Annotated in this window: 16 protein-coding genes; 8 read left to right on the plus strand and 8 right to left on the minus strand. The window is 66.2% G+C overall.

From position 1 onward, the window contains the following. Positions 1 to 152: 152 nt before the first annotated feature. The 7 genes from EV560_RS23860 (at position 153) to EV560_RS23890 (ending at position 7,227) form a co-directional block, all read left to right on the plus strand. Complete coding sequence (locus EV560_RS23860; protein ID WP_131858327.1) at positions 153 to 599, plus strand: tripartite tricarboxylate transporter TctB family protein; 447 nt, start codon at positions 153 to 155, stop codon at positions 597 to 599. A gap of 2 nt (positions 600 to 601) precedes the next feature. Beyond that, the gene (locus EV560_RS23865) at positions 602 to 2,110 is read left to right on the plus strand and encodes a tripartite tricarboxylate transporter permease (RefSeq protein WP_131858328.1); all 1,509 of its coding nucleotides are present in this window, start codon (positions 602 to 604) and stop codon (positions 2,108 to 2,110) included. A gap of 90 nt (positions 2,111 to 2,200) precedes the next feature. Then, a complete protein-coding gene (locus EV560_RS23870) occupies positions 2,201 to 3,115 on the plus strand; it encodes a Bug family tripartite tricarboxylate transporter substrate binding protein (protein WP_165923594.1) in 915 nt (304 codons plus the stop codon). A 1-nt stretch (position 3,116) separates the two neighbouring features. Then, on the plus strand, positions 3,117 to 3,992 hold the full coding sequence (locus tag EV560_RS23875; RefSeq protein ID WP_165923595.1) for an isocitrate lyase/PEP mutase family protein: 876 nt from the start codon (positions 3,117 to 3,119) through the stop codon (positions 3,990 to 3,992). A gap of 39 nt (positions 3,993 to 4,031) precedes the next feature. Beyond that, positions 4,032 to 5,420: a 3-isopropylmalate dehydratase large subunit gene (gene leuC / locus EV560_RS23880; protein ID WP_131858331.1), complete on the plus strand. Its 1,389-nt coding sequence runs from the start codon at positions 4,032 to 4,034 to the stop codon at positions 5,418 to 5,420. A 4-nt stretch (positions 5,421 to 5,424) separates the two neighbouring features. Further along, the gene (leuD, locus tag EV560_RS23885; protein ID WP_131858332.1) at positions 5,425 to 6,051 is read left to right on the plus strand and encodes a 3-isopropylmalate dehydratase small subunit; all 627 of its coding nucleotides are present in this window, start codon (positions 5,425 to 5,427) and stop codon (positions 6,049 to 6,051) included. A gap of 147 nt (positions 6,052 to 6,198) precedes the next feature. Continuing rightward, on the plus strand, positions 6,199 to 7,227 hold the full coding sequence (locus tag EV560_RS23890) for an alpha/beta fold hydrolase (protein WP_131858333.1): 1,029 nt from the start codon (positions 6,199 to 6,201) through the stop codon (positions 7,225 to 7,227). A 45-nt stretch (positions 7,228 to 7,272) separates the two neighbouring features. On the opposite strand, the gene EV560_RS23895 is transcribed toward EV560_RS23890, so the two are convergent. The 6 genes from EV560_RS23895 to EV560_RS23920 form a co-directional block, all read right to left on the minus strand. Then, positions 7,273 to 8,001, minus strand: a complete 729-nt coding sequence (locus EV560_RS23895; RefSeq protein ID WP_131858334.1) for an amino acid ABC transporter ATP-binding protein — start codon at positions 7,999 to 8,001, stop codon at positions 7,273 to 7,275. Next, positions 7,998 to 8,657 carry an amino acid ABC transporter permease gene (locus EV560_RS23900; RefSeq protein WP_207908109.1) on the minus strand — a complete coding sequence of 220 codons (660 nt, stop codon included), beginning with the start codon at positions 8,655 to 8,657 and terminating at the stop codon, positions 7,998 to 8,000. The genes EV560_RS23895 and EV560_RS23900 overlap by 4 nt, the downstream gene beginning before the upstream one ends. Beyond that, positions 8,654 to 9,376, minus strand: coding sequence for an amino acid ABC transporter permease (locus EV560_RS23905; RefSeq protein WP_131858336.1), 723 nt, complete (start codon positions 9,374 to 9,376; stop codon positions 8,654 to 8,656). Before EV560_RS23905 ends, EV560_RS23900 begins: the two co-directional genes overlap by 4 nt. 164 nt (positions 9,377 to 9,540) lie before the next feature. Beyond that, positions 9,541 to 10,419, minus strand: a complete 879-nt coding sequence (locus EV560_RS23910; RefSeq protein WP_131858337.1) for an amino acid ABC transporter substrate-binding protein — start codon at positions 10,417 to 10,419, stop codon at positions 9,541 to 9,543. 38 nt (positions 10,420 to 10,457) lie between these two features. Next, the gene (locus EV560_RS23915; RefSeq protein WP_131858338.1) at positions 10,458 to 11,630 is read right to left on the minus strand and encodes an aminotransferase class V-fold PLP-dependent enzyme; all 1,173 of its coding nucleotides are present in this window, start codon (positions 11,628 to 11,630) and stop codon (positions 10,458 to 10,460) included. Continuing rightward, a complete protein-coding gene (locus tag EV560_RS23920; protein WP_131858339.1) occupies positions 11,630 to 12,355 on the minus strand; it encodes an aspartate/glutamate racemase family protein in 726 nt (241 codons plus the stop codon). The genes EV560_RS23915 and EV560_RS23920 overlap by 1 nt, the downstream gene beginning before the upstream one ends. Before the next feature lie 100 nt (positions 12,356 to 12,455). On the opposite strand from EV560_RS23920, the gene EV560_RS23925 reads away from it, so the two are divergent. After that, entirely contained in the window at positions 12,456 to 13,808 is a 1,353-nt protein-coding gene (locus EV560_RS23925) for an aminotransferase-like domain-containing protein (RefSeq protein ID WP_165923596.1), read from the plus strand. 162 nt (positions 13,809 to 13,970) lie between these two features. On the opposite strand, the gene cckA is transcribed toward EV560_RS23925, so the two are convergent. Further along, positions 13,971 to 16,475 carry a cell cycle histidine kinase CckA gene (gene cckA / locus EV560_RS23930; RefSeq protein WP_131858341.1) on the minus strand — a complete coding sequence of 835 codons (2,505 nt, stop codon included), beginning with the start codon at positions 16,473 to 16,475 and terminating at the stop codon, positions 13,971 to 13,973. Between the two features lie 94 nt (positions 16,476 to 16,569). After that, positions 16,570 to 17,637 carry a flagellar biosynthesis protein FlhB gene (gene flhB / locus EV560_RS23935; RefSeq protein WP_131858342.1) on the minus strand — a complete coding sequence of 356 codons (1,068 nt, stop codon included), beginning with the start codon at positions 17,635 to 17,637 and terminating at the stop codon, positions 16,570 to 16,572. Positions 17,638 to 17,640 lie beyond the last annotated feature (3 nt).

Below are 17,640 nucleotides of genomic sequence, written 5' to 3' on the forward strand. Positions count from 1 at the left end.
CACACCTAGGGTCAAGAAAAATATCTGGAGGAAACAGTGCTGGTTACAGATTGCGCTGGGCAACGGTTCGTTGCGCCTGCTGCGCTGGCTCCGTGCATTCGGACGAGGCCGGCTTCCGCTCATGGCCATGCAGCACTCACGGAATCTCCGTGATGAGGCCTGATCTGATCGTCGGCGCCGTCACCTTCCTGCTCGGCGCGGTCGTGGCGGTCGAGGCGCATCGCATTCCCGACAGCGGTACCGATGCAATCGGGCCGGGCACCTTCCCCTTCTTCCTCGGAATCATCATCGCGCTTTGCGGAGCGGCGACCGTCTTCAGCGCGCTGAAGTCGGCGCCGGAGGCCGAAGACCATGAACCTGTCCGCTGGGGCGTGGTATGGACGGCCTTCGTGCTGCTGGTCGCCTATACATTCGCGCTCGCCTATCTCGGCTTCCCGCTGGCGACCGTGATCCTCGTCCCGGCCATGCTGCTGCTGCTCGGCACCCGCGACGTGAAGGGGATTTCAGTATCCGCGGTCGCCGTCTCGGGCGCGGTCTTCCTGATCTTCGGCAAGGTGCTGGGCGTCGACTTGCCGCTCGGCCTCGTCTTCGGGGGCTGAGCATGGAATTCTCGGACGCACTCTTCCACGGCCTCGGCCGCGCGCTCTCGATCGAGGCCCTGCTGGCCGTTTCGATCGGCGTCACCTGGGGCATCATCGCCGGCGCGCTGCCGGGCATCACCGCATCGATCGGCATGGCGCTGATCCTGCCCTTCACCTGGGGCTATGGCGCCGATATTGCGCTCATGCTTCTCGCCGGCGTCTATGTCGGTGCCGAATATGGCGGCTCGATCCCAGCCATCCTGATCCGCTCGCCGGGCGAACCCTCGAATGCACCGGCGGCGCTGGACGGCTATGCCATGCATGCGCGCGGCGAGACCGGCAAGGCGCTCGGCTATTCGCTGGTGCCGGGCACGATCGCGAGCCTGATCGGCGCCGTCGCGATGATCGCGCTGCTGGCGCCGCTCGCCCGGCTCGCGCTCTCCTTCGGCCCGCCGGAATATTTCGCGCTGGCGATCTTCGGCATTTCGGCCGTCGTCGGACTGGCGAGGAAGAGCCTGGTCAAGGGCATCGCCTCGGCCGCGTTCGGCCTCGTCCTGGCGACGGTCGGGCCGGACAATCTCTCGGGCGAGGACCGCTTCACCTATGGCATTCCGGGACTGCTCGACGGCATCTCGACGGTCACCGGCGTGATCGGGCTTCTGGCCGTCTCCGAGATGTTCGCCGAGATCAATCAGTCGAACGAAAAGCAGGAAAAGATCAGCACGAAGGTGCGCACGACCCTGCCGAGCGTGATCGAGTACATGCGCACCTTGCCGGCGACACTGATCGGCACCGTCATCGGTATCATCGTCGGGGTGATGCCGGGCGCGGGCGCCACAGTCGCGTCCTTCCTCGCCTATACCGAGTCGCGGCGCTTCTCGAAGGATGGCGACCGCTATGGCCAAGGCGTGCCGGATGCGATCGCGGCCCCGGAAGCGGCGAATAACTCGGCGGTGCCGACCTCGCTGGTGCCGCTGCTCGCCTTCGGCATCCCCGGTTCGAGTTCGGCCGCAATCATGCTGGGCGCGCTGGTCATGCACGGGCTGCGGCCGGGCCCGCAACTCCTGACCGGCAAGCCCGAATTCGTCTATGCGCTGTTCGGCGGCCTGATCACCGCGACCATCGCCATGTACGTGCTCGGCCGGATGTTCATCAAGCCGTGGATCTACATCCTGAACGTGCCGAAGCATTACCTGATCACGATCATCCTCGTCGTCGTGGTCGTCGGGATGCTCGGCCTGAACCTCGGGGTGTTCCAGGTCTATGTCGTGCTGATCGCCGGCATGGTCGGGTTCCTGATGCAGCGCTACGGCTTCAACCCGGTCGCGGCCGTGCTCGGCCTCGTGCTGGGTGCGCTGATCGAGGAAAATTTCCGCCGTGCGCTGGTGATGTCGCGCGGCAGCCTGGAGATCTTTCTGACACGGCCGGTCTCGGCGGCGCTGCTCCTGCTCGCGCTCGCCTCGATCGCGTTTCCGCTCGTGTCCGAATGGCGAAAGAATTCGGCCCGGGAGGCACGCTCCAAGGCGTGAGAGGCCGATGCAGCGAAGAAAAGAAGGATTGCGACAGTGCTAGGGAAGAGATTGCAAGCTGCGGCTCTCGCCGCTCTCACCGCGATGGCAATGCCAGCCTTCGCCGAGACCTTTCCGTCGAAGCCGATTGAATTCGTCACCCAATCCTCGGTCGGCGGCGGCGGCGACGTGCTCGCCCGGCAACTGGGCGAGGCGGCGCGGGAATATATCGGCCAGCCGATGGTGGTGACCAACAAGCCGGGCGCGGGCGGGCGCAACCTCGAGAACCACCTCAAGACCGCCAAGCCCGACGGCTACACGCTGGTCGTCACCACCGCGACGAGCGTGCTCTGGTACTACACCGGCTCGCTGACGATGAACGTCAATAGCGAGCTCAAGCCGGTGATCCGGCTCCAGGTCGAGCCCAACCTCGTCGTGGTCAAGGCCGACGCGCCCTGGAAGGACATGAAGGACCTGATCGCGGCTGCCAAGGCCGACAAGGTCACCTTCGGCGGGCTCCCGATCGGCAGCCCGGAGCATATGTTCTTCACCAAGCTCGCCAAGGAGAACGGCTTCAAGCTGAGTTTCATCGCCTATGGCGGCGGCGGCGAGGCCTCGACCTCGCTGCTCGGCAACAACATCCAGGCCACCATCCTGCAGAATTCCGAAGCGACCGACCTCGTCCGCGCCGGCGCGATCCGGGTGCTCGGCGTGACCTCGCCGGAGCGCCTCACGCAGGTCGAGGAGCTGAAGGACGTGCCGACGCTGCGCGAGCAGGGCATCGACTTCGTCTTCGAGCATTGGCGCGGCATCCACACGCTCGCGGGTGTGCCCGACGAGACCGTCCAGTTCCTCAATAACGCCTTCCAGAAGGCGAGCGAAAAGGACTCCTGGCGCAAGTGGCTGAAGGATACCGGCCAGATTCAGGGCAATCTCAATCCGGCGGCGTTCAAGGCCTATACCGAGGCGCAGGACCAGCTCGTCAAGCAGCTTTCCACCGAAGTCGGTGTCAACAAAAGGAAATGACGTGAGACATCGCTTCGACAGCGCGCTGCTGCGGACCTTGCTCGAGAGCGGCAAGGTCACCCGGGTACCCTGTGCCTATGACGGTTTTTCCGCGCGGATCGCGCAGCAGGTCGGCTTTCCGGTCGTCGGCTTCACCGGCAATGCCGTCTCCGGCAGCCTCCTCGGCATGCCCGATATCGGGGCGCTCGGGATGTGGGAGAATGTCGAGCATGCCGGGCGCATCGCCCGCAGCCTCGACATTCCCCTGATCTGCGACGCCGATACCGGCTATGGCGGCGTCATGAACGTCGTGCGGACCGTCAGGGAATTCGAGGCGGCAGGCATAGCGGCGATCCACCTGGAGGACCAGGTCACGCCGAAGCGCTGCGGGCTGCTGCCGCAGGGCATTCCGGTGATCTCCAAGGAGGAGAACCTCGCCAAGATCCGGGCCGCCGTCGATGCGCGTTCCAGCCGTGACTTCCTGATCATCGCCCGGACCGACGCCATGTCCCAGCATGGCCTGGAGGAGGCGGCCTCCCGCGCCCGCGCCTATGTCGAGGCCGGGGCGGACGCGGCGCTGATCGTCGGCGCCAACAAGCCCGAGGAGCTGCGCTATGTCGCGAGCGTGGTGCGGGCGCCGCTGGTCTGCGTCATCCATGAGACGCCGCCGACCACCGAGCTGACCAACGAGATCCTCGAGGAGGTCGGCTGCGCCTTCGCGCTGCACGCGTCGATCGCGCGCTATGCTGCGGTCAGGGCGCTGCAGACCGCGCTCGGGGCGCTGCATCGCGACGGCGGAACGCACGAGGTGCGGGGGATGATGGCGAGCTTCGATGAATACAACGCCTCGCTCGGCCTCGATCAGTGGCTCGCCCTCGAAAACAAATATCTCGGCTGACGCGGCCGCAAGAGCCGCGCGCCTGCAAGGGAGGACCAAATGGCCAGCACATTGCTCGACAAGATCTGGGACGCCCATGTCGTCGCCAGGCGCGCGGATGGTCGTGACCTGATCTATATCGACCGGCATGTCGTGCACGAACTGCACGGCCCGCATGCCCTGAAGCATATCGAGGAGAAGGGCCGCAATGTGCGCCGGCCCGATCTCACGGTCGCGGTGCAGGATCATACGGTCTCGACCCTGCCTGGCCGGAAGACCTCCGACCATATCGAGGCGATGCGGCGTGGTGCGCGGGAGCATGGCTTCCGGCTGTTCGATGTCGGTGATCCCGAGCAGGGCATCGTCCATGTCGTGTCGCCGGAGATGGGCATCGCCTTGCCGGGTCTGACACTGGCCTGCCCGGACAGCCACGCCTCCACGGTCGGCGCGCTCGGAACGCTCGCCTTCGGCTGCGGCACGACCGAGCTCGAGCACATCTTCGCGACGCAGGTCATGGCGATGAGCAAGCCGCGGCAGATGCGCATCATCTTCGACGGCAGGTTGGGGCCCGGCGTCAGCGCCAAGGATGTCGCGCTCTACCTGATCCGCACCGTCGGGGTCGATGCCGGCCGCGGCTATGCCGTCGAATATGCCGGTTCCGCGATCAAGGAGATGGAGATCGAGGGACGGCTGACCCTGTGCAACCTGACGATCGAATGGGGAGCCCGCACCTGCCTGATCGCGCCGGACGAAAAGACGATCGCCTGGTGTGCCGGGCGCCCGGCGGCACCGACCGGCGAGCTCTGGGATGCGGCGGTGGCCTGGTGGCGAACGCTCGCCACCGATCCCGCTGCCACGTTCGACCGGGAAGTCCGGATCGATTGTGACGCCATTGAGCCGCAGATCACCTGGGGCACCGATCCGGCCCAGGTCGTCGGCATCTCCGAACGAATTCCCGGTCCAGATGACGGCGACCAGGCGCAGCGAGACAAGACCCAGCGCGCGCTCGCCTATATGGACCTGCCCGCCGGCGAACCGCTGATCGGCGTGCCGGTGCAGCGCGTCTTCATCGGTTCCTGCGCGAACAGCCGCATGTCGGACCTGCGCCTTGCCGCCGAGCTGGCGCAGGGCCGCAAGGTCGCGCCCGGCGTGACCGCGATCGTTGTGCCCGGATCATCGACCGTGAAGCGCCTCGCCGAGCAGGAGGGGCTCGACCGCATCTTCACCCAGGCCGGCTTCGAATGGCGCGGCTCCGGCTGCTCGATGTGCGCCGGCGCCAATGGCGATGTCGGCATCGAGGGCGAGCGCTGCGTCTCGACGACCAACCGCAATTTCGAGAACCGGCAGGGGCGGGGCGTGCGCACCCATCTCGTCAGCCCGGCCATGGCGGTCGCAGCGGCGGTCACCGGCAAGATCACCGACGTGCGCGAACTGGACAAGCTGGGCTGAGACGATGGAACCGTTCAAGACCGTCACCGGTATCGCCGCGCCCCTGCTGCAGGACGACATCAACACCGACCAGATCATCCCGTCGCTCTATCTGCGCCAGCTCAACGGCAATCTTGCCGACGGCCTGTTCGCCTATATGCGCCGCAAGCCGGACGGCACGTCGAATCCGGATTTCGTGCTGGAGAAGCCGCAATTCCGTTCCTCGGCGATCCTCGTCACCGGCGAGAACTTTGGCTGCGGCAGCTCGCGTGAGCATGCGGCCTGGGCGATGGCGGCCTTTGGCATACGCTGCATCATCGGCCGCAGCCATGCCGAGTATTTTCGCGAGAACTGCCTGAAGAACGGTGTCCTCGCGATCTCGCTGGAAGGCGAGGCGATGGATTCCTTCATCGCGGCGGTGAACGCGGTCGATGGCTCAGCCGCCTTCACTGTCGATCTCGAAGCGCAGCATATCCTCGGCCCGCAGCCGGAGCAGAGATGGCGCTTCGCGATCGCGCCGTTCGAGCGGGTGGCGCTGCTGGAAGGGCTGGACGAGATCGGCCTGACGATGAAGCACGCCAGCGCGATCGACGAATGGGAAGCGCGCGCTGCCGGCGCCAGGCCCTATCTGCAGAATTTCAGGCTGCCCTGACGAGACGCGCCGGCACGGCCAGTGTGTCTCATTGTGTCGGGCCGGCCGGGCCGTACAATGGCTTTCAATTCCAGTCGGAGCCAACATAGTCGGGATACAATTGGATCGTCTTCTCCACCTGCAATCAACGTGGTCAGGACGAGATCGATGTCAGAGCAAATCAACCAGTCGCGGCGGATGCTGCTGGGCGCTTCGGCGCTGGGTTTTGTTGCGGCCCAGTTGGGCGCCACTCCCGCCAAGGCCCAGACGGGCGGTCGCGCTCCCGGCATACCCAAAGGCTCCTTCGGCCCCCTGAAGCAGATCGATGCGGGCCCGCTCCGCATCTCCTACGCGGAGGTCGGCCCGGCAGACGGTCCGCCGGTGCTGCTCCTTCACGGCTGGCCCTATGACATCCACACCTATGTCGATGTCGCTCCCATCCTCGCCGCGGCCGGCTATCGCGTGCTCGTTCCCTCCCTGCGCGGTTATGGCGAGACACGCTTCCTCTCCGCAGAGACGCCGCGAAACGCCCAGCCGGCCGCGCTGGCCGTCGACGCGATCAACTTCCTCGATGCGCTCAAGATCGAGAAGGTGGTTGTAGGCGGCTGCGACTGGGGCGGCCGGACCGCGAACCTGATGGCCTTCCTCTGGCCCGAGCGCTGCAAGGCACTGGTCTCGGTGAGCGGCTATCTGGTCACCAGCCAGGAAGCGTCCAAGGCCCCGCTGCCGCCGAGCGCGGAGCTGCAATGGTGGTACCAGTTCTATTTCGCCACCGATCGCGGGCAGGCGGGCTATGCCAAGTACACCAGGGATTTCAACAGGCTGATCTGGCAGCTCGCCTCGCCGAAATGGGCCTTCGACGATGCGACCTTCGAACGCTCGGCAAAGGCTTTCGACAATCCCGACTTCGTCCGCATCTCGCTGCACAACTATCGCTGGCGGCTGGGGCTCGAGTCCGGCGAGCCGAAATATGACGAGCTGGAAAGGAAGATCGCAAGCTTCCCGGCCATTGCGGTGCCGACGATCACCCTGGAAGGCGACGCGAACGGCGCGCCGCATGCCGATCCCGGCGCCTATGCCAAGAAGTATACCGGCAAGTATGAGCACCGTGAGGTGACCGGCGGCATCGGCCACAATCTGCCTCAGGAAGCGCCGGAAGCCTTCGCGAAGGCGATCATCGACGTCGGCAAGGCCTGATCGCCTGGCTCTCACAATGCGCCACGCCAGCGGCGTGGCGCAGTCTCAGTGATGCAGGATCTTCGACAGGAAGCGCACGGCCCGCTCACTCTTGGGCTTCTCGAAGAAGGCGGCGGTCTTGGCGTCCTCGACGATGGCGCCGGCATCCATGAAGAGCACCCGGTCGGCGACGCGGCGGGCGAAGCCCATCTCATGCGTGACCACGACCATGGTCATGCCTTCCTTGGCAAGCTCGGTCATGACGTCGAGCACCTCGTTGATCATCTCCGGGTCGAGCGCCGAGGTCGGCTCGTCGAAGAGCATCGCGATCGGATCGAGGGCGAGGGCGCGGGCGATGGCGACGCGCTGTTGCTGGCCGCCCGAGAGCGTGGCGGGGAAGCGGTCGGCATGGCTCTTGAGGCCGACGCGCTCGAGCAGCTCGAGCGCACGGGCGCGGGCGGCGTCCTCGCTGCGCTTCAGGACATGGCGCTGGGCGAGGCAGATATTCTCCGTCACATTCATATGCGGGTAGAGCTCGAAGGACTGGAAGACCATGCCGATGCGCGAGCGCAGCTTCGGCAGGTTGGTCTTGGGATCGCCGACCGAGGTGCCGTCGACGGTGATGACGCCCTTCTGGAAGGGCTCAAGCCCGTTGACGCATTTGATCAGCGTGCTCTTGCCCGAGCCCGACGGACCGCAGACGACGACGACCTCGCCCTTCTCGATCCGAGTGCTGCAGTCATCGAGAACCTGGGTCGCCCCGTACCACTTGCTGACATGTTCCAGGGTGATCACGCGGAGATCCTTCGTTCCAGTCGGCCGACCGCATGCGAAGCGGTCCAGCAAATCACGAAAAAGACGACGGCGACGAGGATGTACATCTCCGTCAGCCGGTTATCGCGGCCGCCGATCAGGTCGGCCGCGGTGAGGAAGTCGCGCAGGCCGATGACATAGACCAGCGAGGTGCTCTTGAAGACGTTGATCGACTGCATCAGCAGCACCGGCAGCATGGCGCGGAAGGCCTGGGGCAGCACGACGAGGCGCATGCATTGCGCCTGCGTCAGGCCGCTGGCGAGGCCTGCCATGACCTGGCCGCGGCGCACGCCCTCGATGCCGGAGCGGATGATCTCGCAGAAATAGGCGGCCTCGAACAGGATGAAGCCGATCACCGCCGAGTAGAAGCCGCCGACCGGGTGGCCGACCGCGATCGGCACCAGGAAGTAGAACCAGAAGATCAGCAGCACGAGCGGTAGCGAGCGCAGCAGGTCGACATAGGCGCCGGCGATGAAGCCGAGCAGGCGCGAGCGCGACAGGCGCATCACCGCGAGCACGATGCCGAGGGCGAGGCCGCCGAGAATGCCGAACGCGGTCAGGAGCAGCGTGATCTGCATGCCCTCCCAGAGCAGGGGCAGGGCATTGACGATGACGTTGAAGTCGAAGGAGCTCATCAGCGCGCTCCCGTCCCGAGCGTGCCAGGCAGGCGGGCCCGCTCCTCGACGCGTCGCATGATGAAGGCGATGAGGAAGCTGATCGAGGCGTAGATCACGCTGGCGACAACGAAGGCTTCGATCGACTGGTAAGTATAATCAGCCACGGCACGCGTCCGCGCGGTGAGCTCGAGCACGCCGATGGTGAGCGCCAGCGAGGAGTTCTTGAAGACGTTGAGGAACTCGTTGGTGAGCGCGGGAATGGTCAGCCGGAAGGCGAGCGGCAGCAGGATCAGGCGGTAGACCTGGGTCAGGGTGAGGCCGGTGGCGAGGCCGGCGCTGGCCTGGCCGCGGCCCGCGGTCGCGATTCCGGCGCGGACCTGCTCGGCGACGCGGCAGGCGGTGTAGAGGCCGAGGCTGACAACCGCCACGGTGAATTCGGGATGAGGCAGGTCGCGCTTCAACCAACGGCCCCATTCGCGCGGCAGCAATTCCGGCAGCACGAAATAGAACAGGAAGATCTGCACCAGCAGCGGGATGTTGCGGAAAACCTCGACATAGGCGCTGCCGATGGCGCGGGCGACCGGCGAGGGCAAGGTGCGCATCGTGCCGATGACCGAGCCGAGCGCGAGCCCGATGATCCAGGCGCAGAGCGAGACCAGGACGGTCCAGCCCAACCCGGTCAGGATCCAGCCGAGATAGGGATCGGCGAAGAGCACCGACCAGTTCCAGTTATAGCGCATGCGCGTCGTTTCGATGCGTTAGAGCGTTGTGCGACCCGACGGGATTGAAACGGCGTCATCCCGGCCGGAGCGAAGCGGAGAGCCGGAATCCATCGTCGGGCACTGAGGCTCACGATGGATCCCCGGACGGCTTGCAGCCGCCCGGGATGACGGCGTCGCGTAGATCAATCCGGATAGTTCTGCATCGACATCAGCAGCTTCAGGTCGGGGCTGAGCGGCTGGCCGATGGTCGACATCCACTTGGTGTAGATCTTCTCCCAGTCGCCGTTGCGATAGAGATTGGCGAGCACCTTGTTGCCGAGCGAGCGGAAGGCGGAATCGTCGCGGCGGATGACGATCGCATAGGGATCGAAGGAAAGCAGGCGGCCGACGACGGCGTACTGGTCCGGGTTCTTAGATTTGGCGATCAGACCGTATTCGACGACCTCATCAGTCATATGCGCGTCGGTGCGGTCGGTCTCGAGCGCGATCCAGCCCTGCGGCTGATCCTTGGTCGAGAGCACCTTGATGCCGAGATTGAGGCGCTGGTTGAGCTCGTTCAGCACCTTCTCGTTGGTGGTGCCCTGGTTGGCCGAGACGACCTTGCCCTTGAGGTCCTCGATCTCCTTGATGCCGCTGCTCTTCTTCACCAGCAGGCGGTTGCCGGTGACGAACATGGTGTTGAGGAAGTCGACCTGCTGCTGGCGCGAGAAGGTGTTGGTCGTGGTGGCGCAGACGAGATCGACCGTGCCGTTGACGAGAAGCGGCGTGCGGGTCTGGCCGTTCACCGCCTGGTACTTGACGGTGAGGTTGTCCATCTTCAGCTCTGCCTTCACCGCCTCGGCGATCTTGTTGCAGATGTCGATGGAATAGCCCTGCGGCTTGCCATCGGCGCCGAAGGAGGCGAAGGGCGGCGAATCCTCGTTGTGGCCAATGATGATCGTGCCGCTGTCCTTGATCTTCTTCAGCGTGCCGTAGAGCGCCTGCGCCGAAGCGCTCCCGGCGGTAACGGCGAAAACGGCGCCAATGATGGCGCTGCCGATGGCAGTCTTCCTGTTGAACATAGCTGTTCCCCCTTGTTGGTTCGGATGGTCTTGTTGGTTCAAATGGTCTTGGCGAGCTTGCGGCAGATCTCGGCGAGCTGCTCGTAGTCGCCGATCTCGTTGTAGGCATGGGCGGAGACGCGCAGCCAGATGCCGTTCGGATGGGCGTGGAGCGGCGCGTCGGTGCCGAATTCATCGAGGAGGCGGCCGCGCAAGGCGGTGGCACGGTCCTTGGTGAAGGGACCGCTCTCGATCGGCATCCTGACCATGGCCATGGCCGTTTCGTGCCCGGCATTGCCATAGATGCTGCCGAGACGCTCGGCGAGGAGCTCGCCGGCCTGGCGGGCGAGGTCGATATTGCGCTGGCGCAACGCCTTGCCGCCGAGACGCTCATGGAAGGCGAGCGCCGCCTCGATCGCGAGCTGGGGCGTGGCGTCACGCGTGCCGGTCCAGTCGAACTCGGTGAGGTAGCCGCCCTGGAAGCCGTGCGAGATCGTGGTCGGGTGCAGGCCGTCCTGGCGGTCGCGCCGGGCCCAGAGGAAGGCGCAGCCTTTCGGGGCCGCGAGCCACTTATGGCAGTTGCCGACATAGTAGTCGGCATCGATGGCCTTGAGATCGATCTCGACCTGTCCGGGGCCATGGGCTCCGTCGACCAACAGCGGAACGCCGGCACCGCGGCAGGCGCGGGCGATCTCGGCGACGGGCAGGACGAGCGCGCTCGGCGAGGTGACGTGATCGATGATGGCGATGCGGGTCCGCGCCGTCAGCCCGGCGACGAAGCGGCCGGCGAAGCCCATGAGGTTGGCCTCGGGGAAGGGCAGCTCGGCGATGACGACCCGGGCGCCGCTGCGCTCGGCGACATAGCGGGCGGTGTTGGCGACGGCTCCATAGGCCTGGCCGTGCAGCAGGATCTCGTCACCGGGCTTCAGGTCGAGCGAGCGCAGCACGGCGTTGCAGCCGGTCGTGGCGTTGTCGACGAAGCTGACATCCTCGCCATCGGCGTTGAGGAAGGCGGCAAGCGCTGTCGCGCTCGCCCGCAGCGCCTTGGGCAGGATGCCGCGCATGAAGAAGCTCGGTTGCTCCTCCATCTTGTCGCGCCAGGCGGTCTGAGCCGCGAGCACGACCTTCGGCGTCGCGCCGAAGGCGCCGTGGTTGACGGTGAGCTTGGACCAGTCGAGCCCCCATTCGTGACGAATGGCCTGGCCGAGGGCGATAGGAGCGGTGCCGTGCATCAGGCGGTTCTCACGAGGGTGGCAGCCGGGTAGCCGGCGAGCGAGCGCTCGACGGCGGCCTCGGCATGGAGGGCGGTGGTATCGAAGACCGGCAGGTCGCTATTGGCATGGGAAAGCAGGAGGTCGAGCTCGGTGCAGCCGAGAATGACGCCGTCGGCGCCGCGCTTGCGGGCGGCCTCGATGATCGTCAAGCAGCGTTCCTTCGAGGCGGGCTCGACGATTCCCTGGCAGAGCTCGCGATAGATGATGTCGTGGACGTCGCGTTCTTCGGCCGGCTCGGGCCGGATCAGATCGAGCCCGTGCTTCTCGAGCATGCGGCCGCGATAGAACGGCTCCTCCATGGTGAAGCGGGTCGCGAGCAGCAGCGGTCGGCGGCTGAGCGTGCGCTTGATCGCGGCGGCGGCGATGTCGGCGATATGGATGATCGGGATCGAGATCGCAGCGGCGACCTCGTCGGCGAGCTTGTGCATGGTGTTGGTGCAGATCACCAGCATATCGGCGCCGGCGCGCTCCAGGGCGCTCGCGCCTTCGATCATGATCCGGAGCAGGGCCTGCCAGTCGCCGGCCGCCTGCTTGGTTGCGACATCCTGGAACTCGGCCGACCAGAGCACGATCTTGGCCGAATGCAGCCCGCCGAGACGCGCGCGCACACCCTCGTTGATGAGCTTGTAATATACGGCCGAGCTTTCCCAGCTCATGCCGCCAAGCAGTCCGATCGTCTGCATAGCCCTGCCTTTTCGTCAGGTGACGATGCAATGACGCTGGCTGGCCCGGCAAGTTGATTGTATGGCAGACAATCACGCTTGTAACGAATTGGCCCGCATTATGTGGATCCCCCAGCTCGAGGCCGGCAGGCCGGTCTATCGCGCCATCGCGGAAGCCATCGCGCAGGATGTCGCGCGCGGGCGTCTCGCCGCCGGCGACAAGCTGCCGCCGCAGCGCGATCTGGCGCGGGCGCTCGCGCTCAACCTGTCGAGCGTGACCAAGGCCTACAAGCTCGCCTTCGAGCTCGGCCTGGTGAATGGCGAGACCGGACGCGGCACCTTCATCCGGGTCGGCGATCCCGCGCGCATTCCCTGGCCCTCGGGCGAGAACCGGGTCAGCATCGACTTCGCCTCCAATTTTCCGATGCCGCTCGACCCGTCGGAGGATGTCGTCCAGCTCTGCCAGGACATGGCGCGCTACGATGTCGGCCAGCGGCTCTATGAATATGTCGCGCGCGGCGCCGTGAACGACGACATCTCGCCGGCAGCGCTCTGGCTGGAGCAGCTCGGCGTGCCCAGCCGCGCCTGCGGCATCCTGCTGACCTCAGGTGCGATCAACGGTGTCTTCGCCTGCCTGCTCGGACTCGCCAAGGCGGGCGAGACGGTGCTTTGCGAGGAGCTGACCTCGCCGGGTCTCATCAGCTGCGCACGGATGATGGGCCTGAAGCTCGTCGGCGTGCCGGTGGATCGTGACGGCATGAAGATCGACGCGTTCGAGCGGATCGCGACCGAGACCGGCGCGCGCGTCGCTGTGCTGAACCCGACCCTGCACAACCCGACGCTGACGGATCTTTCGCCCGAGCGGCGCGAGCGGCTCGCTGCCTTCGCGATGCGCTCGGGGATCATGATCGTCGAGGACGAGGTCTATGCGCCGCTGCTGGGCACGCCGCCGAAACCCCTGGCGGCGCTGGCGCCCGATGCCGTCTGCTATGTCACGAGCTTCTCCAAGGCGGTGCTGCCCGGCCTGCGCATCGGCTATATCTCGGCGCCTCCCTTGATCGCGGAGCGGCTGCGCAACGCCATCCGGGTCAGCACCTGGATGCCCTCGCCGATGCTGGCGAGCCTGGCCTCGCGCTGGGTCAAGGACGGCACCGCGCTGCGGCTGATCGCCAAGCGGCGCTTGGCGGGACGGGAGCGGATCGATCTCGCCCGCCAGGCGCTGCGACGGCATGCGCTGGTGGCGCGCGACGATGGCCTGCATGTCTGGCTCGGCCTGCCGCAGCCCTGGCGCGGCGACGAGTTCGCCACCTATGCGAAGGAGCGGGGCCTCACCGTGATGCCGTCGCAGGACCTCGCCACGACGACCTCCGGCGGCATCCAGGCGCTGCGGCTGAGCCTCGGTGCCGAACCGAGCCTGGAGCGACTGAAGCAGGGGCTGAGCCGGATCGACCGCATCCTGCTCGGACGCGACTAGAGCATTTCCGCGTTTCTCCGAATCGCGAAAATTCTCTAACCTTTTGTTTTAACGCATTTTCTTCACGCGAACCGGTATCCACTTCGCTCGAAAATGCTCTAGAGAATTTCCGCGCTTCCTCGAATCGCGAAAATTCTCGCTCGAAAATGCTCCAGGCGCGCCTCAGCCCATCGCCGCCTTCACCGTCTCGACGAGCTGCTTCATCGTGAACGGCTTGGGCAGGAAATGGAATTCCTCGCCTTCCGGCAGGTTCTTGCGGAAGGCCTCCTCGGCATAGCCGGAGACGAAGACGACGCGCGTCGCCGGATTGCGCTGGCGCAACTCGCCCAGCAGCGTCGGGCCGTCCATCTCCGGCATGACCACGTCGGAGACGACGAGATCGATCTTGCCGTCATGCTTCAGGAAGGTGTCGAGCGCCTCGACGCCGGAGGAGGCCTCGTGGACGGTGTAGCCGCGCGAGACCAGCATGCGGGCGTTCAGCGCCCGCACCGCGTCCTCGTCCTCGACCAGGAGAATGACGCCTGCGCCGGTATGGTCGGCGGCCACCTTCTTCGGCGCTTCCTTGGCGGCGATATCGGCGGCGATCTCCTCCTCGCTCGGCACATGGCGCGGCAGGAAGATGCGGAAGGTCGTGCCCTGGCCGACGGTCGAATCGACGAAGACGAAACCGCCGGTCTGCTTGACGATGCCATAGACCATGGAGAGACCGAGGCCGGTGCCCTTGCCGACCTCCTTGGTGGTGAAGAAGGGCTCGAAAATCTTGTCGAGATGCTCGGCCGGGATGCCGGTGCCGCCATCCTCGACCTCGAGCAGCACGTAATCGGCCGGCGGCAGCGCCTGCAGGCCGAAGCCGACGCATTCCCCCGCTTCGACATTGCGGGTCCTCACCGCGAGCTTGCCGCCATTTGGCATGGCATCGCGGGCGTTGACCGCGAGGTTGACGATGACCTGTTCAAGCTGGCCGAGATCGGCCTTGACCGGCCAGAGGTCGCGGCCCTGGCGGACATCGAGCGTGACCTTGTCCGCGACCACGCGCTTCAGCATCAGCGAGAGGTCGGAGAGCACGTCGCCGAGCTCCAGCACCTGCGGGCGCAGGGTCTGACGGCGCGAGAAGGCGAGGAGCTGCCGGACCAGCGAGGCCGCCCGGTAGGCGTTCTGCTTGATCTGCATGATGTCCGGGAAGGACGGGTCGGTCGGCCGGTGGCTGGCGAGCAGGAATTCCGAAGCGTTGATGATGACTTGCAGCACGTTATTGAAATCGTGCGCGATGCCGCCGGCGAGCTGGCCGACCGCCTGCATCTTCTGGGCCTGGTCGATATTGTCCTTGAGCTTGCGCTCGGCGGTCGTCTCCAGCGCGTAGACGATGGCGCGCTCGCCATCGGCATCCTCGCTGGCGGCGACGGGCGTGAGGTAGAGCCTGGCCGAGCGGCCATCCTCGCCGGCGAGCGAGGCGTCGAGCGGGGCGACATCGCCGCTGCCGGCCATGGTCGCGGCAAGGGCATCGCCGAGGGTGCTGCCCGGCGCGACCAGGGCCTGGATCGTCGCGGGCTGGGCGCCAGCCGGCGTCAGGCGGGCGAAGGCGGCGTTCGAGCGCAGCACCGCGCCGTTGCGGTCGACGGTTGCAATCGCCATCGGCGTCGAATGGAAGAAGCGGGCGAAGCGGATCTCGGCCTCGCTGCTGCCGTCCGAGCCGGCCTCGCCGGCGGCGCGGTTGAGCACGAGCGTGCGCGAGGGACCAGCGCGGCCATCATTGCCGAAGGCGACCTGATGGTGCAGCCGGACCGGCAGGGGCTGGCCGTTGCGGCGCTTCAGATCGACATCGAGCACCTCGATGCGGACATCTCCGGCCTGGCCGCGGATGGCCTGGATCAGGGCGGCGGCATTGGCGGTGGCGATATCGTCGAGATGCAACCCGCCCGAGCCGAAGCGGGCGAGGTCGTAGTCGAGCCAGCCCGAGAGCGTGGCGTTGAGATAGGAGACCTCGCCATCCGCGTCGATCGAGAGGAAGCCGGCCGGCGCATGGTCGAGATAGTCGATCGCATGCTGCAGCTCCTGGAAGGCATTCTCCTGACGCTCACGCTCCGGCGTGACGTCCGAGACGGTCCAGAGCACGGCCGGGCGACCCTCGCGGCGAACCGGGGCGACGCGAATGCGATACCAGCCGACGGCGCCGGCCTCGTTCAGCGCCGGCTCGAGCCGGATCTCCTCGACCAGCCTGCGGCCCTCGCGGGCGGCGGTCGCGAGACGGTAGATCGCCTCGGAGACTTCGGCGCGGCCGGTGAAGAGACGCTCGACCGGGCGGATATCGCTGGCGCCGCGGGCGCCGGCGAGGGCGAGATAGGTCTCGTTCGCATAGACGATGCGGTTCTCGCCCTCGGTGACGACGACGCCGTCCTCGGCGCTGTCGACGAGGGTCTTGGTCAGGTCGTTGCGGGCGGCGCGGCCGGAGAACTGCACAAGGCCGATCGCGAAGGCGAAGAGGCCGAAGACGCCGATGACGGAGAGCAGGGCGAGCAGGCCGAGGATGAGCGGCTGCGCCCATTCATTGGCGATGAAGCCGAGTGCGATCGCCGCGCCGACGAGGAGGCCGGCGACGAGCAGGATGACGCCGATATGCCCGGGCTTGTCGGAGCGATCGATCGCTGTGGTCGCCGTGGTTCCGCTCATTGCGGTCTGATCCGTTCCTTGACGTCGCGCGTCCCGCGCGAGCGGCATGTCCCCAAAATCGCTGCGGGATGCAGTGAAAATCGAGACAAGCGAGTTAGGCGCGGCGGCGCTTCAGGCGCAAGACGTATCCGATGACTTCGGCCACCGCCTGATAGTGTTCGACAGGAATTTCTTCGTCGATCTGGACAGTGGCATAGAGCGCGCGGGCGAGGGGCGGGTTTTCCACGATCGGCACGCGGTGTTCGCCGGCGACCTCGCGGATCTTCAGGGCCAGCGCATCGACGCCCTTGGCGAGGCAGAGCGGAGCCGCCATGCCCTGCTCATATTGCAGCGCCACCGCGAAGTGGGTCGGGTTGGTGATGATCACGGTCGCCTTGGGCACCGCCGCCATCATGCGCTTCCTCACGCGCTGGGCGCGGATCTGCCGCAGCTTCGCCTTGACCTCGGGATTGCCTTCCGAGTTCTTGTACTCGTCCTTCAATTCCTGCTTGGTCATGCGCTGGCGCTGGTACCAGGTGAAGCGCTGATAGGCGAAATCGCCGATCGCGATCACCGCGAAGAGGGCGAGCGCGCTCGCCATCAGCTTGATCGTCAGGGCCAGCGTCGCCGGCAACAGCGCCGCGACGCTCATCTGCGCCAGGCTCTCGAGCCGGTCATGCTCGCTCCAGAGCGTGATCGAGACGACGACACCGACCAGCAGGATCTTGGCGAGCCCCTTGGCGAAGTTGAACCAGGCTTCCTTGCCGAAGAGCCGCTTTGCGCCGGCGAGCGGCGAGATGCGGTCGAATTTCGGCATCATCGGCTCGGTGGTCCAGAGCGGCTTGTGCTGGATCAGCGCACCGGCGAGCGCGGCGCAGAGGATGAAGGCGAAGGGCAGGCCGAGCGCGGCGAAGCCGGTCATCACGCCCTGCTTGGTGACGTTGAAGAAGGCATCGCCGCCGGAGGGCACCTGATGCGCGTTCATCAGGAAGGAGCGCAGTGAGAGCGCGACTCCCTGCGCCGACCAGCCGGCCGCGACGAGCAGCGAGAGCGTGAAGCCACAGAGCACGAAGAAGGTGCCGATCTCGGTCGAGCGGGCGACGTCGCCCTTCTCGATCGCCTGGTCCAGCTTTCGCTGGGTCGGTTCTTCTGTCCTGTCCTCGTTGTCGGCTTCGTCGGACATCCT

Origin of the sequence: Allobosea sp. BK604 (genome assembly GCF_004341515.1) — a bacterium.
Lineage (GTDB): Bacteria > Pseudomonadota > Alphaproteobacteria > Rhizobiales > Beijerinckiaceae > Allobosea.